The organism is Novosphingobium sp. KACC 22771, from assembly GCF_028736195.1.
In the GTDB taxonomy this organism is placed as follows: Bacteria; Pseudomonadota; Alphaproteobacteria; order Sphingomonadales; family Sphingomonadaceae; genus Novosphingobium.
In genome coordinates, this window is the sequence record NZ_CP117881.1 from 3,115,104 (window position 1) to 3,133,667 (window position 18,564).

An 18,564-nucleotide genomic window follows, 5' to 3' on the forward strand; every position below is an offset into this window, starting at 1 on the left:
AATTCATGACTGCTCCTTCCCCCGGGCCTGCCGACAAAAAGATCGGCGGGCTTGAATTCATTCTGCTCATGGGTCTGGTACAAGCGCTGCAGGCGTTGGCGGTGGACTCGATGCTGCCCGCGCTGGGCGAAATGGCGCGCGACCTGGGCTCGCGCGATCCCAACGAGCGTCAGCTTGTCGTCGGCGTCTTCCTGATTTTCAGCGGGCTGGGCTGTCTGGTGCCGGGCGCGCTGGCGGATCGCTTTGGCCGACGCCCGGTGCTGCTGGGCTGTATCGCGGCCTATGTGGTGTGCTCAACCGCCTGCGGACTGGCGCAGAATTTCACGCAATTGCTGGTGCTGCGTGCGATTGTGGGCTTTGCCTGCGCGGGGCTGACGGTGCTGCCCGCCGCGATCATCCGCGATATGCATGAAGGCGACCGGATGGCGCGGATGCAATCGACCGTCTCCATGGTGTTCATGATCGTGCCGATGATCGCGCCCAGTGTGGGTCAGGCCGTGCTGCTTCTGGCCAGTTGGCGGTGGATCTTTGGCTTTATGGCGCTGATCGCGGTCGCTCTCGCGGTGTGGATTTCGCTGCGCCTGCCCGAAACGCTGCGCCGCGAATATCGCCAGCCGATCAGCCTGCCCAACATCGGCCGCTCGATGCTTGAGGTGACCACCACCCGCTCGGCGCTGGGCTATGTGTTTGGCATGGCGCTGATTCAATCGGCCATGTTCGGCTATATCAACTCGTGCCAGCAATTGGTGGGCGAGCATTTCGGGGCCGGAACGCGCTTTCCGCTGATTTTTGCCGGGATGGCGATGGTGATGGCCACCACCAATTTCATCAATTCGCGCATCGTCGTCCGCTTTGGCGCCCGCCGGGTCAGCCACACCGCGCTGGTCGTCTATATCGCCACCAGCGCGCTGCAGTTCTATATGGCAACGCGCCCGGATGAAACGCTCTGGCAATTCGTGCCGATGATGACGCTCAACATGTGCCTGCTGGGCTTTCTGGGCGCCAATTTCTCGTCCATCGCGCTGCAGCCCTTTGCGCGCAAGGCGGGGGCGGCCTCCTCGGCGCAGGCGTTTATCCGCATGGTGGTGGCCTCATGGCTGGGCGCGCTGGTGGGTCAGGCCTATGACGGAACGGCGCGGCCCTTGGCGGGGGCGCTGCTGACGGCGGGCTGCGGCTGCCTCGCGCTGATCCTTTACAGCGAGCGGGGCGAACTGTTCCGCCGCCGCAACCCGCCCGGCACGACTTATCCGATAGCCTGAATTAGCCGATAGCTTGAATCAGCCGATAGCCTGAACCCGCGCTACCGCCCGGGCCAGTTCGCCCCGGCGATAGGGCACCAGCGGCACCTGTTGCGGCGGCCCCGCCATCGCCCCGATCAGGCCACCGGCGAGAAAGCGCAACTTTTCCAGCTTGCTGGTCGTCACGCGCTGATCCCACGCCCGCGGTCCGCGCGCGGCCACCTTGCGCGCGATCGCGCCATAAATGCCCGCCGCCGATAGTACGGCCCAGCGGCAGCGAAACGGCAGCCGCGCCGCCCCTGCCCTTGCACTGGCCTCATAGACCTGCGCCATGGCGGCCATGCGCCGGCCCATCTCGGCCAAAGCCTCGCGGTGGCGCGGCGCCATCAATTCGCCCTCGTCCACCCCCGCCTGCGCCAGCCATTGCGCGGGCAGATAGCAACGCCCCGCCGCCGCATCCTCGGCTATGTCGCGGGCAATATTGCCCAATTGGAACGCGATCCCCAGATCGCAGGCCCGGTTGAGCGTATCGCCATCCTCCGGGTCCACCCCCATCACCAGCGCCATCAGCACACCGACCGCGCCCGCCACGTGATAGCAATAGCCCAGCATATCCAGCTCGGTTTGGGGCCGCCATCCGGCTGCATCCAGCGCAAATCCGGCAATCACATCGCCGGTATGCACCGCATTGATCCCGCATTCCGCCGCCACCACGCCCAGCGCGTCAAAGGCGAAATGCCCGGTCGGATCCCCGCCCAGCGCCCGCGCGGTCAGGCGGCGGATCTGCTCCAGCCGCTCGGCCGCGCCGGCCTGATCCCCCAATGCCCCGCCATGATCCTGATCGTCGGCCAGATCATCGCAGGCCCGGCACCAGGCATAGAGCAGCCAGACCCGCTCCCGCGTGGCCGTGTCAAACAGTTTGGAGGCTGCGGCAAAGCTCTTTGAACCGCGCGCGATGCTCTCGCGCGCGGCCTCCACCAGCGCCGCCCGGTCCTGCGTCACAGGGTCTTGGGATCCATGCGGATGATCTGTTCGCCCGGCTCATGCGCGGCCATGCGGTCCAGCAACAGGTCCAGTTCGCGCTCGGCCAGAATGATGCCCTGATGCGCGGGGCGGATAAAGCCGACCTCGCCCATATGGCGGTTGAAGGCCAGCAGGCCATCGTAAAACCCGAAAGCGTTGAGCAGCCCCACCGGCTTCTGGTGATAGCCAAGCTGGGCCCAGCTTACCGCCTCCCACAACTCGTCCATCGTGCCCACCCCGCCCGGCAGGGTCAGGAATCCATCCGAAAGCCGCTCGAACTGAGCCTTGCGCTCATGCATCGTTTCAACGGTGATCAGCTCGGTCAGGCCCGTATGCTCGACCTCGACATGGGCCAGCGCCACCGGGATCACCCCGATCACCTCGCCGCCCGCCGCCATCGCCGCATCGGCCACAGCCCCCATCAGGCCCAACCGGCCGCCGCCATAAACAACGCCAATGCCCCGCCTGGCAAGCTCGGTGCCCACTTCACGGGCCAGTTCGATATAACGGGGATCGGCGGGAGTGGCAGAGCCACAATAGACTGCAATGCGTTTCATGCGTCCACTTTAGCGAATGATCCGCCATTAGCCAGACGGTTGATGGGGCGGCGGGGGATTTTTGGCATGGGAAAAAAGGAAGAGTGCCTCCGGCGGGTTAAGGGCGGGGGCCCTTAACAATCCTATTTTGGGATTGCGCGTGATTGGAGCGGTCGCGTTTCAATTCGGGATTTAAAGCCTGCGGCGCGGACAGGGATAAGCTTGCCGCGCCGCAGGCTTTCATAAGGATGCGGTACGCCCAACAGTACAAGCCGATGGCCCAGCGCCAAAATAACGGGATTGTTAAGGGCCCCCGCCCTTAACCCGCCGGAGGCTTCCTTCCAAAACCCTACCCCGCCTGCTTCAACCGATAGGCCTGCAACCCCGCCGCCACCGCTTTGATTTCAGCCTCCAACTCGCCCAGCAAGCGCCTGGCCGCCTCGGCCTCGTTGCGGCCCAGCGCGGCTTCGGCCTTTTGCGCCATAATGCGGATGCGCTGCATGCCCAGAAGGCCCGCATTGCCCTTCATCCGATGCAGCCGCTTCATCATGGGCAGGCCGGCCTCATCCATCGTCGCTATCTGTTTGTTTTCATCCAGAAACCTTTGCAGGGAATGAAGAAACAACGTCTTGTTGTCAGCCAGCCGTTCGCGCGCATCGTCCATATCGATGCCGTCAATATCGGGCCATTCATCGGCCGGCGCCCCTTCGCCATGGCCGGTCATATCAGGCTCGGCATGGCCCGCCGCCACCTTTTGCCGGATTACCTCGATCAAAGTCTTGGCATCAAAAGGTTTGGTGATAACCCCGTCCATCCGCGCCAGCGTGGCGTCGCGATCATCGCAATGCGCCGCCCCCGCCGTCAGCGCCACCACCGCGGGCCGCGCCGAGCCCAGCGTCCATTCGATCTGGCGAAAGGCTTCATAGCCGTCCATCACCGGCATCTGGATATCCATCAGGATAACGTCAAAACCGCCCCTTTCGGCGATGACCTTTTCCACCGCCCGCGCGCCGTTTTCCGCCGTGGTGACGATCGCGCTTTCCAGTTCCAGCACATGGCGCGCCACCTCCAGATTGATCTCGCTGTCATCGACGATCAGCACGCGCACGCCCTTGAGCCGGGGCGCGCCGACATCCTGCGGCGCCTCCTCGGCCATGACCAGATCGGCAGGCGCCAGTTCAAAAGGCAGATCGACCCAGAAGTGGCTGCCCTTGCCCGGTTCGCTGGCCGCATCAATATGGCCGCCCATCAGCATGGCCAGATCGCGCGAAATCGACAGGCCCAGCCCGGTTCCGCCATAGCGCCGCGTGGTGGACACATCGGCCTGTTCAAACGGATGGAACAGCCGTCCGATATGCTCCGGCTCGATGCCGATGCCGGTATCATCGACCTGAAAGCGTAGATGGGCCATCTCGTCATTGCGGTTCTTGACCGAAACGCTCAGGCTGACCTCGCCCGTCTCGGTAAACTTGATCGCGTTGGTGACAAGGTTGAGCAGGATCTGATGCAGCCGCCCACCATCGCCCACGATCATATCGGGCAGGCCGCCGCCCCGGCGCAGGGCAAAGCGCAATTTACGGCTGCCGATCTGGACCAGCGCCAGCCCTTCGATGCTGCGCAATACCTCGTTCAGGCTGAAAGGCGCGATGGCCAGATCGATCTGGTTCGCCTCGATCCGCGAAATATCCAGCACATCATTGACGATGCTCAGCAAGGCCCGGCTGGCCGCCTTGATCTTGCCCAGCAGATCGCCCTGCTGCTGGTCCAGCCGGGTGCGTTCGAGCAGATAGCTCAGCCCGATGATCGCATTCAAAGGCGTGCGGATTTCGTGGCTCATATTGGCCACAAACATGCTCTTGGCGCGATTGGCCGACTGCGCCTCGTCCAGCGCGCGCTGAAGCGAGCGCTCATGCTCGTCGCGCAGCGCCTCGGTCGCCAGACGCAGGCGTTCATCGGCCAGCCTTGTGGCATGTTCAAGGGCCGCCCGGCGGATGGCGCTGGTGATCACCTCGCGCAGCCGTTCGGGGCTGACCGTGGCCTTGGCCACATAGTCGGACACCCCGCGCCGCATCGAATCGGCCAGCACATCCTCGGCATCGCGCAAAGTGACCAGAATGACCGGGCAAGGCTCGTCGCGGTGGGCATGAATATCGGGCAGCAGGTCGGTGCCCAATTCGCGGCCCAATTGATAATCGAGCAGCACGCAGTCGAACTTCTGCTTACGCAATTCCTCGCGGGCGCTCGCCAGCGAGTTGGCCTCGACGATGATCGCAAACAGACCCATCCGGTCCAGCGCGCGGATGAACACCTCGCGGTCCACATCATCGTCATCGACCAGCAGGATAGCTTGGGGAGCAGTCTCGGTCATGGCGCGTCAGTGCGGCAGAGGAGGCAGACGAACGGATTGCGCATAATCGCCCAGCAAGGTGGTCAGGCGCGACATTTGCGGCCCCACGGCCGATTTCAGCAAGTAGCCCGCAATCTGATCCCGATAGGCGCGGACCAGATCGGAATCGGAATCCGATGTCGACAAAACAAAAATCACGGCGGAGGAAAGCTTGTCATCGGCGCGCACGGCCTGAAGAAATTCAAACCCGTTCATGCGCGGCATGTTCAGATCAAGCAGCGTGATATAGGGATGCTCGATCACCTTGGGCGAGCGGCCCCGCATGATATCCAGACCCTCCTGCCCATCGGCGGCGCTGATCACATGAAACTCGATCCCCGTTTTCCGCAGCGATCGCGACACGATTTCGGCGGTCAGCTCGTCATCATCCACAACCAGAACATTGAGCCTAGCAGTCATCAAGATCACTCCTGGCAAATCGCGGCCAATAGACCCGGAAATGCGAGCCCCTCTCGCCATCGTCGCTGATCAGTTCGATGCTGCCGCCATGGGCCTCGACCAGCCGTTTGGCGACGGCCAGGCCCAGCCCGGCATTGTTGCGGCCCGAATTTGAAACCGTTTGAAACAGGCGGAACGCGCGCGCCTGAACGGCGGGGGCGATGCCCGGCCCATCATCGCGCACATCGATCACGCACATATTGCCCTCGGCCCGGGCGCGCACGCGAATATGCTTGTCATCGCGGTCATGGTGCTTGATCGCATTGGAAACCAGATTGCGCAGGACGGTCGCCATGGCCACCCGCACGCCCTCGAAAGGCTCAAGCCCGATATCGACCGCGATATGCACCCCCGGTCCGGGCAGCTCCAACGCGATGACCTCGGCCATGATCGCTTCAAGGTCGATCGGCTCGGTCTTCATCGAGCGCCGCCCGGCGCGGGCATAGGTCAGCAGGTCATCGATCAACCGCTCCATCGCGCTGATCCGCTCGGCCATGCGGCCAAGGTTGCGCATCACCTCGGGCGGGGCGGTGTCGCCATAATCCTCCTCGATGAATTCGATCAGATTGGCGATCCCGCGCAAGGGGCTGCGCAGATCATGCGAGGCGACATGGGTGAATTCCTCCAGCTGAACATTGGCCTCGCGCAGCCGCAGTTCGGTCCGTTTGCGCAGGGTAATGTCGATCACCAGCGCACATGTCATCCGCCCCTCGGGCAGATCAACAAAGGTCAGCGCAATTTCAACCGGGACCTCCATCCCGTCCTTGCGCCGCCCCGCCAGATCGCGGCCCAGCCCCATCGGTCGCACCTCGGGCGCCTTGATAAAGGCGTCGCGCAAGGCAACATGCTGGGCACGTTCGCGATGGGGCAGCAGGATCTCGATGGTCTGGCCCAGCAATTCATCGGCGCTGTAATCAAAGATGTCCAGCAGCCGCTGGTTCATGTGAACGATCCGCCCGGTTTCATCCAGCAGGATCAGGCCGCAGGGCGAGGAATCGAACAGGGCGCGAAACGCGCTGTCCATATTGGCCGCCTGAAAAGGCATGGTCCCGGCTTGCTCGGTCATGGCCGAGCCTCCTCCGGCAGGGCGCGCGGCGCCATGCCTGCGCAAAGGAGGGCAAGGGCGCGCCACCCCAGACGCGGCGAAAGAATTGCATGAAACATGACAGACTTATCCTTCAATCAATGCTGACATCGCCCTCCGTCCCAGTTGAACCTTTCCCCATCCACTTTACTTTCGACGGCCAAGATGGCGTTTATCTTAAAGTCGGATAAGTATTGCCGTCAAACCGCAGCTTAACGCTAAATCACCGGATAATAATCCGCTTTGGTTCATTTGATCATTTCATCCGGCGGCCTCTTGCGCCCCGGCCGTTTTCAATCGCAACGAAAATGTACTGCCCACGCCCGGCGTGGATTCACATCGTATATCGCCGCGCATCGCCACCACCGCCTTGCGCGCCAGCGTCAGCCCCAACCCCGACCCTTCATATTCATTGCGATTATGCAGACGTGTCAGCGGTTTAAACACATGTTCGAGATATTGCTTCTCGATGCCGATGCCATTGTCGGTCACGTTGATCACGGCAATATCGCCGTTCTGGGTCACCGAAACATCGATAACCGGGATCTCGCTTTTGTTATATTTGATCCCGTTGACAATCAGGTTCTGCAGGACCTGTGACAGGAACGAGGCATTAACCAGCACCAGCGCATCGCCGGTAAAATTTACCTTGGCGTTTCTTGATTTTATATAGTCCTGAAGCGAGGCAATCGTTTCCTTCAAAATGGCGGAGAATACGCAAAGCTTCAATTCGGGCGTTTGTTGCAGCAAAGTATATTGCACCATCACATCGACCAGCGAATCCAGCCGCCGCGCCGCATCGCCCATGAATTTGAGCATCTGGGGCAATCGCTCGCTCTTCAACCGCTTGGTTTCCTGACCGATCATGTCGGAAAAGGTGATGATCTGGCGCACCGGCTGTTTGAAATCATGGGCCAGCGCAAAGCCGAAGGCCTCGATATCAACCTGTTGATCGTGGATGGTTTTCATGCGCACGTTGATATCGATGGCATTGTTGATCGCGCGCCGCAGCGCCACGGGCGACATGCGGTTTTTCGGGAAATAGTCGGTCGCCCCGCTTTTCAGCGTTTCAGCGGCCAGCAATTCATCGCCCGCCCCGGTGCAAAGAATGATCGGCAGAAACGGGTATTCCTCGCGCAGCAGGCGCACGAGCGTCAAACCATCCATATCGGGCATTTCATAATCGACCAGCACGCAGTCGATTTCCTGATCGCGGCAGATTTCCAGCGCCTGATTGCCGTTGGTGGCCATGATGGTTCGGGAATTGGGCTTGGCCGCCGCGATAATCCCGCAAACCAGCCCTTGCGAGAGCACATCGTCATCCACGACGAGAATAAGGTGATTTTTCAAATCCGCCTCCGCCCCTGCCTTGCCCCAAAAAGTCTTTTGTGAACAAAAGCTAATTGTTTATCATTAATTTACTTCATCGCGCCCTTTACGCAATTTCCGTAGGGTCCATTGTGAACCCAATGGCGCCGGCTGGCCGCTGCATGCGGGGCAAAAGTTTCCCTTCCCCCGGTCAAAGCCATTCTCCCTTTCCACCTTGCGCGCATGGGCCCATGGGGGCGACCATGAATCAAACCCCCTCTTCATCCCCCTGCGATGCGTCCACGGGCACGGGCACGGGCAAGGTATGGCTGGTCGGCGCGGGGCCGGGCGATCCGGACCTGCTGACGCTGCGCGCGGCGCGGCTGATCATGTCGGCGCGACTGGTCGTGCATGATGGTCTGGTCGATCCGCGCATTCTGGCCATGGCGCCCGCGGGCGCGCGCCTGATCAGCGTGGCCAAGCGCCGCAGCCGCCATTCGATGCCGCAGGACGAGATCAACGCCCTGCTGGTGCGCGAGGCGCTGGCCGGGGGCGATGTGCTGCGTTTGAAGGGCGGCGATCCGTTCATTTTCGGGCGCGGCGGCGAAGAGGCCGAGGCCTGCATCGCGGCGGGCGTCCCGGTTGAGGTCGTGCCCGGCATTTCGGCGGCCGTGGGCGCGGGCGCCGCGGCGCTGCTGCCCCTGACGCATCGCGATGCGGCCAGCGTGGTCAGCTTTGTCTCAGGCCAGTGCAAGGGGCTGAGCGATCAGAACTGGGCAGGCCTTGCGGGCGTCGGGCGCACGCTGGTCATCTATATGGGCCTGGCCACCGCCGAAAAAATCGCGGAAAAGCTGATTGCCGACGGATTATGTCCGCAAACACCGATAGCGGTGGTTGAAAATGCCACGCGACCCGATATGCGCGTGCTGCGTTCTCCACTGGCGGCTCTGGCCGATCTGGTGGCGCGCGAAAGGGTGCAAAGCCCTGCCCTTATCATCATCGGCGCCGTGACCGCACGCGCCCCGTCCGAAATACGCCAGATGGCGCTGGAGGCTATGAAGTGAAGATTATCACGGGCAATGACCTGAAATCCGGGGCGGTGACCTGGTGGAATGGGGCGGCTTGGTCGCTTCATGTCAATGATGCGGTGGATATGGGCGATGAAGCCGCCGCCGTGATCGCCGCCGAGGAAGCCGCCCGCCGCGTCAACGGCGCCTATGTCATTGATGCGGAACAGACCGCCGACGGCATTCGCCCCGCTCATATCAAGGAGCGCATCCGCGCATTGGGCCCCACGGTCCGCCTTGATCTCAGCCTCGACCCCACCGCGACCCCCGACAAGGTGCTCTGATGTATCTGTACGACCATTATGATCAGGCGATGGTGGATGCCCGCGTCGCCGAATTCCGCGACCAGACCCGCCGCCGCATCGAAGGCACGCTGAGCGAGGAGAAGTTCCGTCCGCTGCGTCTGCAGAACGGCCTCTATCTCCAGCTTCACGCCTATATGCTGCGCGTGGCCATTCCTTATGGCACGCTCTCGGGCGCGCAGATGAAGATGCTGGGCGATATCGCGGACAAGTATGACCGCGGCTATGGCCACTTCACCACGCGCCAGAACATCCAGTACAACTGGATCAAGCTGGAAGAAACGCCCGACCTGCTGGCCGATCTGGCCGGCGTGGAAATGCACGCGATCCAGACCAGCGGCAATTGCATCCGCAATATCAGCGCCGACCAGTATGCCGGCGCCGCGGCGGACGAACTGATCGACCCGCGCCCCTATGCCGAACTGCTGCGCCAGTGGTCGAGTTTCCACCCGGAATTCCTCGCCCTGCCGCGCAAGTTCAAGATCTGCGTGATCGCGTCGGACACCGACCGCGCGGCCATGCGCCTGCACGACATCGGCATCCAGATCGTGAAGAACGAGGCAGGCGAAATCGGCGCCGCGTTTTACGTGGGCGGCGGCATGGGCCGCACCCCCTTCATCGCGCCGCTGGTCAAGGCCTTCGTGCCGCTCAATGAACTGATCACCTATTCCGAGGCGTGCCTGCGCGTTTACAACCGCTATGGCCGCCGCGACAACAAGTACAAGGCGCGCATCAAGATCCTCGTCCACGAGTTGGGCGTTGATGAATATCGCCGCCAGGTCGAGGAAGAGTTTGCCCACCTGCAAACGCTGGCCATCGAGCCGCCGCTGGCCGAACTGGAGCGCATCAAGAGCTTTTTCGCCGATCCGGCCTATGAAACCGGCCTGTCGGACGATCTCGACCTGTCGAACCCGGCTTTTGCCGCCTGGGTCAAGAACAACACCGCCGCGCACAAGACGCCGGGCTATGCCATCGTCAACATCAGCCTCAAGCCGGTGAAGACTCTGGCCGACGGCACCAAGGAAGCGGGCATTCCGGGCGACGCCACGGGCGAACAGATCCGCGTGATGGCAGACCTGGCCAAGACCTACAGCTTTGACGAGCTGCGCGTGACCCACACCCAGAACATCGTCCTGCCCCATGTGCGCAAAGCCGACCTGTTCACGGTCTGGGAAAAGCTGGTCGCCGCCGAACTGGCCGAAGCCAACCTCGACAAGATCACCGATATCATCGCCTGTCCCGGCCTTGATTATTGCACGCTGGCCAATGCCCGCTCGATCCCCGTCGCGCAGAAGATCGCCGAACGCATGGCCGACAAGGCCGAGGAAATCGGTGAGCTCAAGCTGAAGATCTCGGGCTGCATCAACGCCTGCGGCCACCACCATGCGGGCCACATCGGCATTCTGGGTGTGGATCGCAAGGGTCTGGAAAATTACCAGCTCCTGCTCGGCGGCTGCGAAGGCGCGGACACGTCGCTTGGCAAGATCGTCGGCCCCGGCTTTGACGAAGACGGCATCGTGGGCGCGGTCGAAAAGGCCACGCAGGTCTATCTGGCCAACAAGGAAGGCGAGGAACGCTTCCTCGACACCTATCGCCGCATCGGCATGAACCCGTTCAAGGAAGCGATCTATGGCTGACGTCCAGTTCCTGTTCCGCGATGGCGAAGAGGCGGTCAGCGCCCCCGCCGTCGCTTTGGCCGATTTCGCGGCCAACACCAACGCCACCGCCGTGGTGATCCAGCCCGGCGAGGACGCACGCGCGCTCCTGCCCCATCTCGATCGCCTCTCGCTGGTCGAGGTCACCTTCCCCGCCTTCACCGACGGGCGCGGCTTCTCCTCGGCCCGCATTCTGCGCGAGGCGGGCTATACCGGCGAATTGCGCGCCAGCGGCGACATTGGCGTTGATATGCTCAGCCACCTGCACCGCTGCGGTTTTGACGCCATCGCGCCCAACACCCCGCTCGATCTGGCCCAGGCCGATGCCGCGCTCAAGGTCTGGCCGCAGGTCTATCAGGCCACCGTGGTCGATGGCCGCAAGCCCATCTGGGCCCTTCGGCACGGTCTGTAACATGGCCGCCCGCCCCATCGACCGCATCGACACTTCGGCGGCCTTCACCGCCGAAGACGTTGCCGCTCTCAACGCCCGCTATGCCGATGCCAGCACGGCGGACGTGCTTCGCGCGGTGCTGGTCGAGGGCGTGGCGGGCCGCGTCGCGCTCGTCTCCAGCTTTGGCGCGGAAAGCGCGGTGCTACTCCATCTGGTGTCGGGCATCGCGCCCGATGCCCCGGTGCTGTTCCTCGAAACCGGCAAGCATTTCCCCGAAACGCTGACCTATCGCGACACGCTGATCGCGCATCTGGGGCTGACGGGCGTCATCAACCTGACGCCCGATGCCGAGGTTTTGGCCAAGAAGGACGAGGCGGGCCTGCGCTGGTCCTATGACCCGGACGGCTGCTGCGAAATCCGCAAGGTGATCCCGCTGGCCAAGGCCTTGAGCCAGTTTGACGCCTCGGTCACGGGCCGCAAAGGGTTTCAGGCCGAAACCCGTGCGGGCCTGCCGATCTTTGAACTCGACACGACCGATGCGGCCGGGCGACTCAAGATCAACCCGCTGATCGACTGGAACGCAGGCCGTCTGGCCGCCTATATGGACGAGCATGACCTGCCCCGCCACCCTCTGGTGACGCAGGGCTATCCCTCCATCGGCTGCATGCCCTGCACCAGCAAGGTCGCGCCGGGCGAAGACCCGCGCTCGGGCCGCTGGCGCGGCTGGGACAAGACCGAATGCGGCATCCATGTCGAGGGTGCGGCCAGCAATATCAGCGACCTGCCGCCGGGGTATGAACCGGCGTTTTAACCGGACCAATGGCGGGCGGCGGGGCCTTGTCCCCCCGCCCGCTTTGCCCTATCCGCTGGCGCCATGTCACGTATAGCCCAGCTCTCCGACCTTGCCGATCCCACACTGACCCCTCGCCTTGTGCTCAAGGTGGGTTCGTCCCTGTTGGTTGATAATGCAGGCGCGCGACGCGATTGGCTAACCGCGCTGGTGACGGAAATCGCGGCGGCCAAGGCGCGGGGCCAGGATGTCATCGTGGTGTCCTCGGGCGCGATTGCGCTGGGCGCGCGGCGGCTGGGGCTGGAAAAGGGCGGGCGCGGCAGCCTTGCCGATGCGCAGGCCGCCGCCGCCGTGGGCCAGATCGCGCTGTCGGGCCTGTGGGCTGAACTGCTGGGCGCGCATGGGCTGACGGCGGCGCAACTGCTGCTGACGCTGGAGGATCTGGAGGATCGCCGCCGCTATCTCAACGCCACGGCGACGCTCACCCGCCTGCTGGACGCGGGCGCGGTGCCGGTCATCAACGAAAACGATTCGGTCGCCACACAGGAAATCCGCTTTGGCGACAATGACCGCCTTGCCGCCCGCGTGGCGCAGGCCGCGCGCGCCGATGCGGTGCTGCTGCTGTCAGACATTGACGGCCTGTATGACCGCCACCCCAAGGAGCCGGGCGCACAATTGCTCCCCCTCGTCAAAGGCATCACGCCGGAAATCCGCGCCATGGCCAGCCCCGTTTCGGGCAGCGGCATGGGCTCGGGCGGCATGATTTCCAAATTGCAGGCGGTGGAAATCGCCGAAATGGCAGGCATCGCGCTGGTCATCGGCAATGGCACGGTGGAAAGCCCGCTGCGCCGGATCATGGCGCAAGGCGTGGGCACGCTGTTCCTCCCCCGCTCTCGCAAGCCTGCGCGCAAGGCGTGGCTGGGCGGGCGGCTGCGGCTCAAAGGCTCGCTGACGGTCGATGCCGGCGCGGTCAAAGCCCTGCGCGGCGGGGCCAGCCTGCTGGCCGCCGGGATCGTTGCGGTCGAGGGCGCCTTCACGCGCGGCGATGCGGTGGCGATCCGCGATGGCGCGGGTGCGGTGCTGGCGCATGGGCTGGTGCAATATGATGCGGGCGAATGCGCCGCGCTGATGGGCCGCCAATCGGCCGATCACGCCGAAATCCTCGGCTATGCCCCCCGCCCCGCCGTGGTCCACCGCGATCAGTTGGTGATGGTCTGATGGTGCGCAAGGATCGGGCGCTGGTCGCGCTGACCGGCGGCACGGGTTTTGTCGGGCGGATGGTGCTGGAACTGGCGCGTTCGCGCGGGATTTCGGTCCATGCGCTGGCGCGGCGCGCCCAGCCCCCGCAGGACCATGTATCATGGGTGGCGGGCGACTTGTCCACCCGCAGCGCCCTAGACGATCTGGTGCGTGAAACCGAGGCGGTGATCCATGTCGCGGGCCTCGTCAACGCCGCCGACCCGCAGGAATTCGAGCGCGCCAATGTGATCGGCACGATGAACATGATCGAGGCCGCGCGCGCCGCGGGCGTGCCGCGCTTCATCTTCGTCTCCTCGCTTTCCGCGCGCGAACCCGAATTGTCGGCCTATGGCGCCAGCAAGGCGCGGGCCGAAATGCTGGTCAAGGCCAGCGGGTTGGACTGGACAATCATCCGCCCGCCCGCCGTTTACGGCCCGCGCGATGCGGAAATGTTCGAATTGTTCCGCGCGGCCAAGTGGGGCGTGGTGCCTGTCCCCGCCGGGGGCCGCGCCAGCATGATCCATGTCGAGGATCTGGCGCGCCTGCTGCTGACGCTGATCCCCGGCGGCATGGCGGTCAATGGCCATACGTTTGAGCCGGACGACGGCGTGCCGGGCGGATGGAGCCATATCGACATGGGCCGGGCCATCGGTGCGGCGCTGGGCAAGCGACCTTGGATCCTTCCGCTGGGGCCGGGCTTTTTGCGGTTGGGCGCGCGGATCGACGGGATGTTGCGCGGCGCAAAGGCCAAACTGACGCCTGATCGCGTGGGGTATATGACCCATCCCGACTGGGTGGTCAGCCCCGAGGCCGCGCCGCCCGCCGATCTGTGGCGCCCGCTGATCGAAACGCGCGGGGGCCTGACGGGCACGGCGGAATGGTATCGCCGCGAAGGCTGGCTCTAAACCGCCAGCCTTCGGAATAATCTGGTCAACCCAGAGGCGACCAGGGCTTTTCGTCGGCCTCTTCCTGCTCGCCCACGGGGCGCTCGGTGATGGTGGCGGCGGGCAGATAGCCGATGACCGCGTCGAGCAGCCTGTCGATCCCCGCGCCGGTCAGGCCGGACATCGCGAAAACCTCGTCCGCCCCGGCTTCCAGCAATTCCTGGCGATAGGCGGCCACCAGTTCGTCATCGGCCTGATCAATCTTGTTCAGCACGACCAGACGCGCCTTCTCGTCCAGACCCGCGCCATAGGCCTCCAGCTCGCCCTCGACGATTTCCATCGCCTCGACCGGCTCGACCGGCTTGCCGTCCTTGTCCACCCCGGCAATATCGATCAGATGGATCAGCACGCGGCAACGCTCGATATGGCCGAGAAAACGGTCGCCAATCCCCGCGCCATCGGCCGCGCCCGCGATCAGGCCGGGAATATCGGCCAGCACGAATTCACGGTTCTTGTGGCGCACCACGCCCAATTGCGGGCGCAGCGTGGTGAACGCATAAGCGCCGACCTTGGCCTTGGTGTTCGACACCTGATTGATAAAGGTCGATTTGCCCGCATTGGGCAGGCCCAGCAGGCCGACATCGGCCAGCAGCTTCAGCCGCAGCCAGACATACATTTCCTCGCCCGGCCAACCCGGACCATGCTGACGCGGGGCGCGGTTGGTCGAGGATTTGTACGAAGCATTGCCCCGCCCGCCGTCGCCGCCGCGCAGAAACACCTCGCGCTGGCCCGCCACGGTCATGTCCAGCAGCACCGTCTCGCGGTCATCATCGAGGATCTGGGTGCCCACCGGCACCTTGATGACCAGATCCTCGCCGCCCGCGCCGGTGCGGTTGCTGCCCGCGCCGCCGCCGCCGCGCTGGGCCTTGAAATGCTGGGTATAGCGAAAGTCGATCAGCGTGTTGAGGCCGGGCACCGCCTCGAAAATGATGTCGCCGCCCTTGCCGCCATTGCCGCCGTTGGGGCCGCCATATTCCTCATACTTTTCGCGGCGAAAGCTGACCGCACCGCCACCACCGCTGCCTGAGCGGACGAAGATCTTGGCCTGGTCGAGAAAATGCATGGGCAGGGTTCCGGCGTAAAAACATCAAATATCAATGCGAAAAGGGCCGTCTGGCATCGTGCCGACGGCCCAATCGCTTTTTCGCTTTGCACTTGGTGGAGCCGAGGGGGATCGAACCCCTGACCTCGTCATTGCGAACGACGCGCTCTCCCAGCTGAGCTACGGCCCCGTTCCAGTGCAACCCCCTTGGAGATTTTCCCCTTGGGAGGCGACCCCTTAGCGAATGGAGCGCAGGGTGGGAAGGGGGAATTTCGCGCCCGATGAAAATTTCCGGCGGCCGCGTCATTCCCCTTACCTCACCTGCCTTACTGGGTGCCCGCGGGCTGGGCCGCCGCGCCGGGGGTGCCATACTTGGCCTCCCATTCGGCCAGTTCGACGCGATAGGCCTCATAGGCGCGGTAGAAGTTTTCATAGACCTGCGCAAAGGCGGCAAAGCTGCGCTTGGAAAAATCGGGCAGGTCGGCGGCCTTGATGGACGCGCTCTCGCGGCTCATCACCAGCGCGGCATCGCAGAAATGCGTCAGCGTGGGCGGATAGGCGAAGTAATTGTAGACCTGCGTCATATAGGTCTCGCGGGTGCGCACATAGTTCTTGGGGCCATATTTGGCCTTGAAGGTCGCATCCACGCCCGCATTGGCGCGGGCCAGCGGCTTGGCATGGCTTTTCAGGAAGGCGCGGTAGTGGTCGACGATCTCGCCATAGGCCGGGCCGTTGCAGTTGAGCGCGGCGACATTATAGGCCGCGCGCAAATTCCACACCAATTGCGCATCGACCGAATCGACCAGAATCGTGTGCCGCACGCCATCCGCGCCGATCGACGGGATCGCCACATTGCCTGCCGCGCCCAGCGGCGCCTTGGGCCGGGGCGGGATCACGACCACCTTGGGCGGCGGCGGAGGCGGAGGGGGCGGAGGCGGAGGCGGCGGGGGCGGCGCCGCGCAGGCCCCAAGAACGGCGAGACCCAAACCCATCAATGCCAACCGGATACGATTCACCTGCCACCTCATTTCATACACCACGTCCCATAGCGCGGCGCAAAGCGCGCAACGTTTAACCGATACGGGACACAAAGAAAATGCCCGAGGCGCCAAATGGCTCCCCGGGCACGGTAATTCGCCCAATACTCAGGCCGGAATGCGATCAGCCTTAGCGGCGGTCGCCCAGAAAGCTGAGCAGGAACTGGAACATGTTGATAAAGTCGAGATACAGCGTCAGCGCGCCCATGATCGCCACGCGCTCAGCATAGGGCGTACCCGCAACCTGCACATAGCTCTGCTTGAGCTGCTGGGTGTCATAGGCGGTCAGACCGGCAAAGATCAGCACGCCCAGCACCGAGATCGCAAAGCCCATGCCCGGAATGTTGAAGAACATCGAGATCAGCGAGGCGATGATCAGGCCGAACAGACCCATGATCAGGAAGCTGCCCATGCCCGACAGGTTCTTCTTGGTGGTGTAACCCACCAGGCTGAGACCCGCGAAAGAACCGGCGGTGGCAAAGAAGGTCAGCGCGATCGAAGGACCGGTGTAAACCAGGAAAATCGACGACATCGACAGACCCATCGCCACGGCAAAGCCCCAGAAACAGACTTTAAGCGTGCTGCTCTGCATCCGGTTCATGCCCGCGCTCATCGCGAAGACAAAGCCCAGCGGCGCCAGCACGATCAGCCAGCGCAGCGGCGTCACAAACACCTGCGCGGCCAGACCGCTCTGCACGAACAACAGCGCGACGATGCCCGAAAGCATCACGGCCGAAGCCATGTAATTGTAAATCGACAGCATATATTTACGCAGGCCCGTATCGAGGGTGGCTGCGTCAACATACCCAGCATTCATCCTCGAAGACGCGCCAAAGCCCGTCTGAGTGGGCTGGGGGTCATTCCAGATGGCCATGTCATTCACTCCATAAAGCGCCGATCAGCAAAACCTGCGGCGCATAGAGGGAATATCGCCCCTCCGCGCGCGGCTTTCAAGCCGGGTGTGGGGTAAAATTGGTATCAAAGTGTTGCTCTGGGGCAAAAAATGTAAAATTTGTCATGACACCGAAGCATGTATACCTCCGGCGGGCAAAGGGACTCGTCCCTTTGCAATCCCAATTTTGGGGTGGTGGGTGGTTACAAGGGTGTGTTTGGAGGGATTAAAAGCCTGCGGCGCCATTTAATTGCGCCGCAGGCTTTCGATTTCAACCTCGCGTCCGGCACTCAACGCCGAACCCGAAACACAACGCAGACAGTAACGGGAGCGCGAGGGTCGAGACCCTCGCATTCAAACCTTACTTACCACCCGCGCGCGCCATCGCGCCCAATTCCACATTCCGGTCCCGCGCCGCCGTCAGCGTGCCCAGCACCAGCGCGCCCAGCGCATCCCCGGCATCCAGCACCGACAGGCCCGCCAGCGTCGACCCGCCCGGCGAGGACACCCGCCGCGCCAGTTCGCCCGGCCCCACGTCCGATGCCGACGCCAAAGCCGCCGCCCCATCGACCGTCGCCAAGGCGAGACGCAGCGATTGTTCGGGATCCAGCCCCAAGGCCGCCCCGCCCTGCGCCAGCGCGTCGATAAACCGATAGACATAGGCCGGACCGGAACCGGCCAGCGCCGTCACCGCGTCAAACAGGCTCTCATCCACCCATTCGGGCGTCCCCAGCGGCGCCAGCCAGGCCATCACGCATTCGCGCGCCTCATGATCCAACCCCATCGCCGCCACGCCCATCGGCGATTTGCCCAGCGCCGCCGACAGGTTCGGCATCACCCGCACGATCCCCCGCGCATCGGGAAAACGCAGCGACAGGCTGGCCATTTCCACGCCCGCCAGCATCGAAAGCACCACCGTATCGCGCCCGGCCAGCGCCGTCAGCGCGCCCGCCACGCCATCGAGCATCTGCGGCTTCACGCCCAGAATCAGCAGGTCAAACACCCGCCCCTCCGGCAATTCACGCAGCAGTTCAACGCCCTCGGGCGCAGCCGCCAGAAACGGGTCGTAAATGGTGAAACGCTCGGCTTCCACGCCGCCGCGCAGCCAACCGGCCAGCATCGCCCCGCCCATATTGCCGCAGCCGATGAAGAGCACATTGGCAGGCCACAT

The 18,564-nt window shown here is 63.6% G+C and carries 18 protein-coding genes and 1 tRNA gene; 8 read left to right on the forward strand and 11 right to left on the reverse strand.

From position 1 onward, the window contains the following. Positions 1-5: 5 nt before the first annotated feature. Positions 6-1,259: a multidrug effflux MFS transporter gene (locus PQ467_RS14305; RefSeq protein ID WP_274174044.1), complete on the forward strand. Its 1,254-nt coding sequence runs from the start codon at positions 6-8 to the stop codon at positions 1,257-1,259. An 18-nt stretch (positions 1,260-1,277) separates the two neighbouring features. Here PQ467_RS14305 and PQ467_RS14310 read toward each other — a convergent pair whose 3' ends face one another. From PQ467_RS14310 to PQ467_RS14335, 6 genes are all read right to left on the reverse strand, one after another. Next, positions 1,278-2,240: a phytoene/squalene synthase family protein gene (locus PQ467_RS14310; protein ID WP_274174045.1), complete on the reverse strand. Its 963-nt coding sequence runs from the start codon at positions 2,238-2,240 to the stop codon at positions 1,278-1,280. Further along, complete coding sequence (locus PQ467_RS14315) at positions 2,237-2,818, reverse strand: TIGR00730 family Rossman fold protein (protein WP_274174046.1); 582 nt, start codon at positions 2,816-2,818, stop codon at positions 2,237-2,239. Before PQ467_RS14315 ends, PQ467_RS14310 begins: the two co-directional genes overlap by 4 nt. 328 nt (positions 2,819-3,146) lie before the next feature. Then, positions 3,147-5,165, reverse strand: coding sequence for a response regulator (locus PQ467_RS14320; protein WP_274174047.1), 2,019 nt, complete (start codon positions 5,163-5,165; stop codon positions 3,147-3,149). 6 nt (positions 5,166-5,171) lie between these two features. Beyond that, positions 5,172-5,603 carry a response regulator gene (locus PQ467_RS14325; RefSeq protein ID WP_274174048.1) on the reverse strand — a complete coding sequence of 144 codons (432 nt, stop codon included), beginning with the start codon at positions 5,601-5,603 and terminating at the stop codon, positions 5,172-5,174. Beyond that, entirely contained in the window at positions 5,593-6,708 is a 1,116-nt protein-coding gene (locus PQ467_RS14330) for a sensor histidine kinase (protein ID WP_274174049.1), read from the reverse strand. Before PQ467_RS14330 ends, PQ467_RS14325 begins: the two co-directional genes overlap by 11 nt. Positions 6,709-6,987: 279 nt before the next feature. Then, positions 6,988-8,076, reverse strand: a complete 1,089-nt coding sequence (locus tag PQ467_RS14335; protein ID WP_274174050.1) for a hybrid sensor histidine kinase/response regulator — start codon at positions 8,074-8,076, stop codon at positions 6,988-6,990. A gap of 221 nt (positions 8,077-8,297) precedes the next feature. On the opposite strand from PQ467_RS14335, the gene cobA reads away from it, so the two are divergent. The 7 genes from cobA to PQ467_RS14370 all read left to right on the forward strand — a co-directional run bounded on the left by cobA (position 8,298) and on the right by PQ467_RS14370 (position 14,383). Then, entirely contained in the window at positions 8,298-9,098 is an 801-nt protein-coding gene (gene cobA, locus PQ467_RS14340; protein ID WP_274174051.1) for a uroporphyrinogen-III C-methyltransferase, read from the forward strand. Then, positions 9,095-9,385, forward strand: coding sequence for a DUF2849 domain-containing protein (locus tag PQ467_RS14345; protein WP_274174052.1), 291 nt, complete (start codon positions 9,095-9,097; stop codon positions 9,383-9,385). The genes cobA and PQ467_RS14345 overlap by 4 nt, the downstream gene beginning before the upstream one ends. Beyond that, on the forward strand, positions 9,385-11,040 hold the full coding sequence (locus PQ467_RS14350) for a nitrite/sulfite reductase (RefSeq protein WP_274174053.1): 1,656 nt from the start codon (positions 9,385-9,387) through the stop codon (positions 11,038-11,040). Before PQ467_RS14345 ends, PQ467_RS14350 begins: the two co-directional genes overlap by 1 nt. After that, a complete protein-coding gene (locus tag PQ467_RS14355) occupies positions 11,033-11,470 on the forward strand; it encodes a DUF934 domain-containing protein (RefSeq protein WP_274174054.1) in 438 nt (145 codons plus the stop codon). The genes PQ467_RS14350 and PQ467_RS14355 overlap by 8 nt, the downstream gene beginning before the upstream one ends. 1 nt (position 11,471) lies before the next feature. After that, positions 11,472-12,260, forward strand: coding sequence for a phosphoadenylyl-sulfate reductase (locus tag PQ467_RS14360; RefSeq protein WP_274174055.1), 789 nt, complete (start codon positions 11,472-11,474; stop codon positions 12,258-12,260). A gap of 63 nt (positions 12,261-12,323) precedes the next feature. Further along, positions 12,324-13,457, forward strand: coding sequence for a glutamate 5-kinase (gene proB / locus PQ467_RS14365; protein WP_274174056.1), 1,134 nt, complete (start codon positions 12,324-12,326; stop codon positions 13,455-13,457). After that, positions 13,457-14,383, forward strand: a complete 927-nt coding sequence (locus tag PQ467_RS14370) for an NAD-dependent epimerase/dehydratase family protein (protein ID WP_274174057.1) — start codon at positions 13,457-13,459, stop codon at positions 14,381-14,383. Before proB ends, PQ467_RS14370 begins: the two co-directional genes overlap by 1 nt. Before the next feature lie 25 nt (positions 14,384-14,408). Here the strand turns inward: PQ467_RS14370 and obgE are convergent, their stop codons facing one another. From obgE to PQ467_RS14395, 5 genes are all read right to left on the reverse strand, one after another. Further along, the gene (gene obgE / locus PQ467_RS14375; RefSeq protein WP_274174058.1) at positions 14,409-15,485 is read right to left on the reverse strand and encodes a GTPase ObgE; all 1,077 of its coding nucleotides are present in this window, start codon (positions 15,483-15,485) and stop codon (positions 14,409-14,411) included. A 93-nt stretch (positions 15,486-15,578) separates the two neighbouring features. Further along, positions 15,579-15,654, reverse strand: a tRNA-Ala gene (locus tag PQ467_RS14380). 136 nt (positions 15,655-15,790) lie between these two features. Beyond that, a complete protein-coding gene (locus tag PQ467_RS14385; protein WP_274174059.1) occupies positions 15,791-16,360 on the reverse strand; it encodes a hypothetical protein in 570 nt (189 codons plus the stop codon). A gap of 271 nt (positions 16,361-16,631) precedes the next feature. After that, a complete protein-coding gene (locus PQ467_RS14390) occupies positions 16,632-17,375 on the reverse strand; it encodes a Bax inhibitor-1/YccA family protein (RefSeq protein ID WP_274174060.1) in 744 nt (247 codons plus the stop codon). A 379-nt stretch (positions 17,376-17,754) separates the two neighbouring features. After that, on the reverse strand, positions 17,755-18,564 hold the full coding sequence (locus PQ467_RS14395) for a pyrroline-5-carboxylate reductase family protein (protein ID WP_274174061.1): 810 nt from the start codon (positions 18,562-18,564) through the stop codon (positions 17,755-17,757).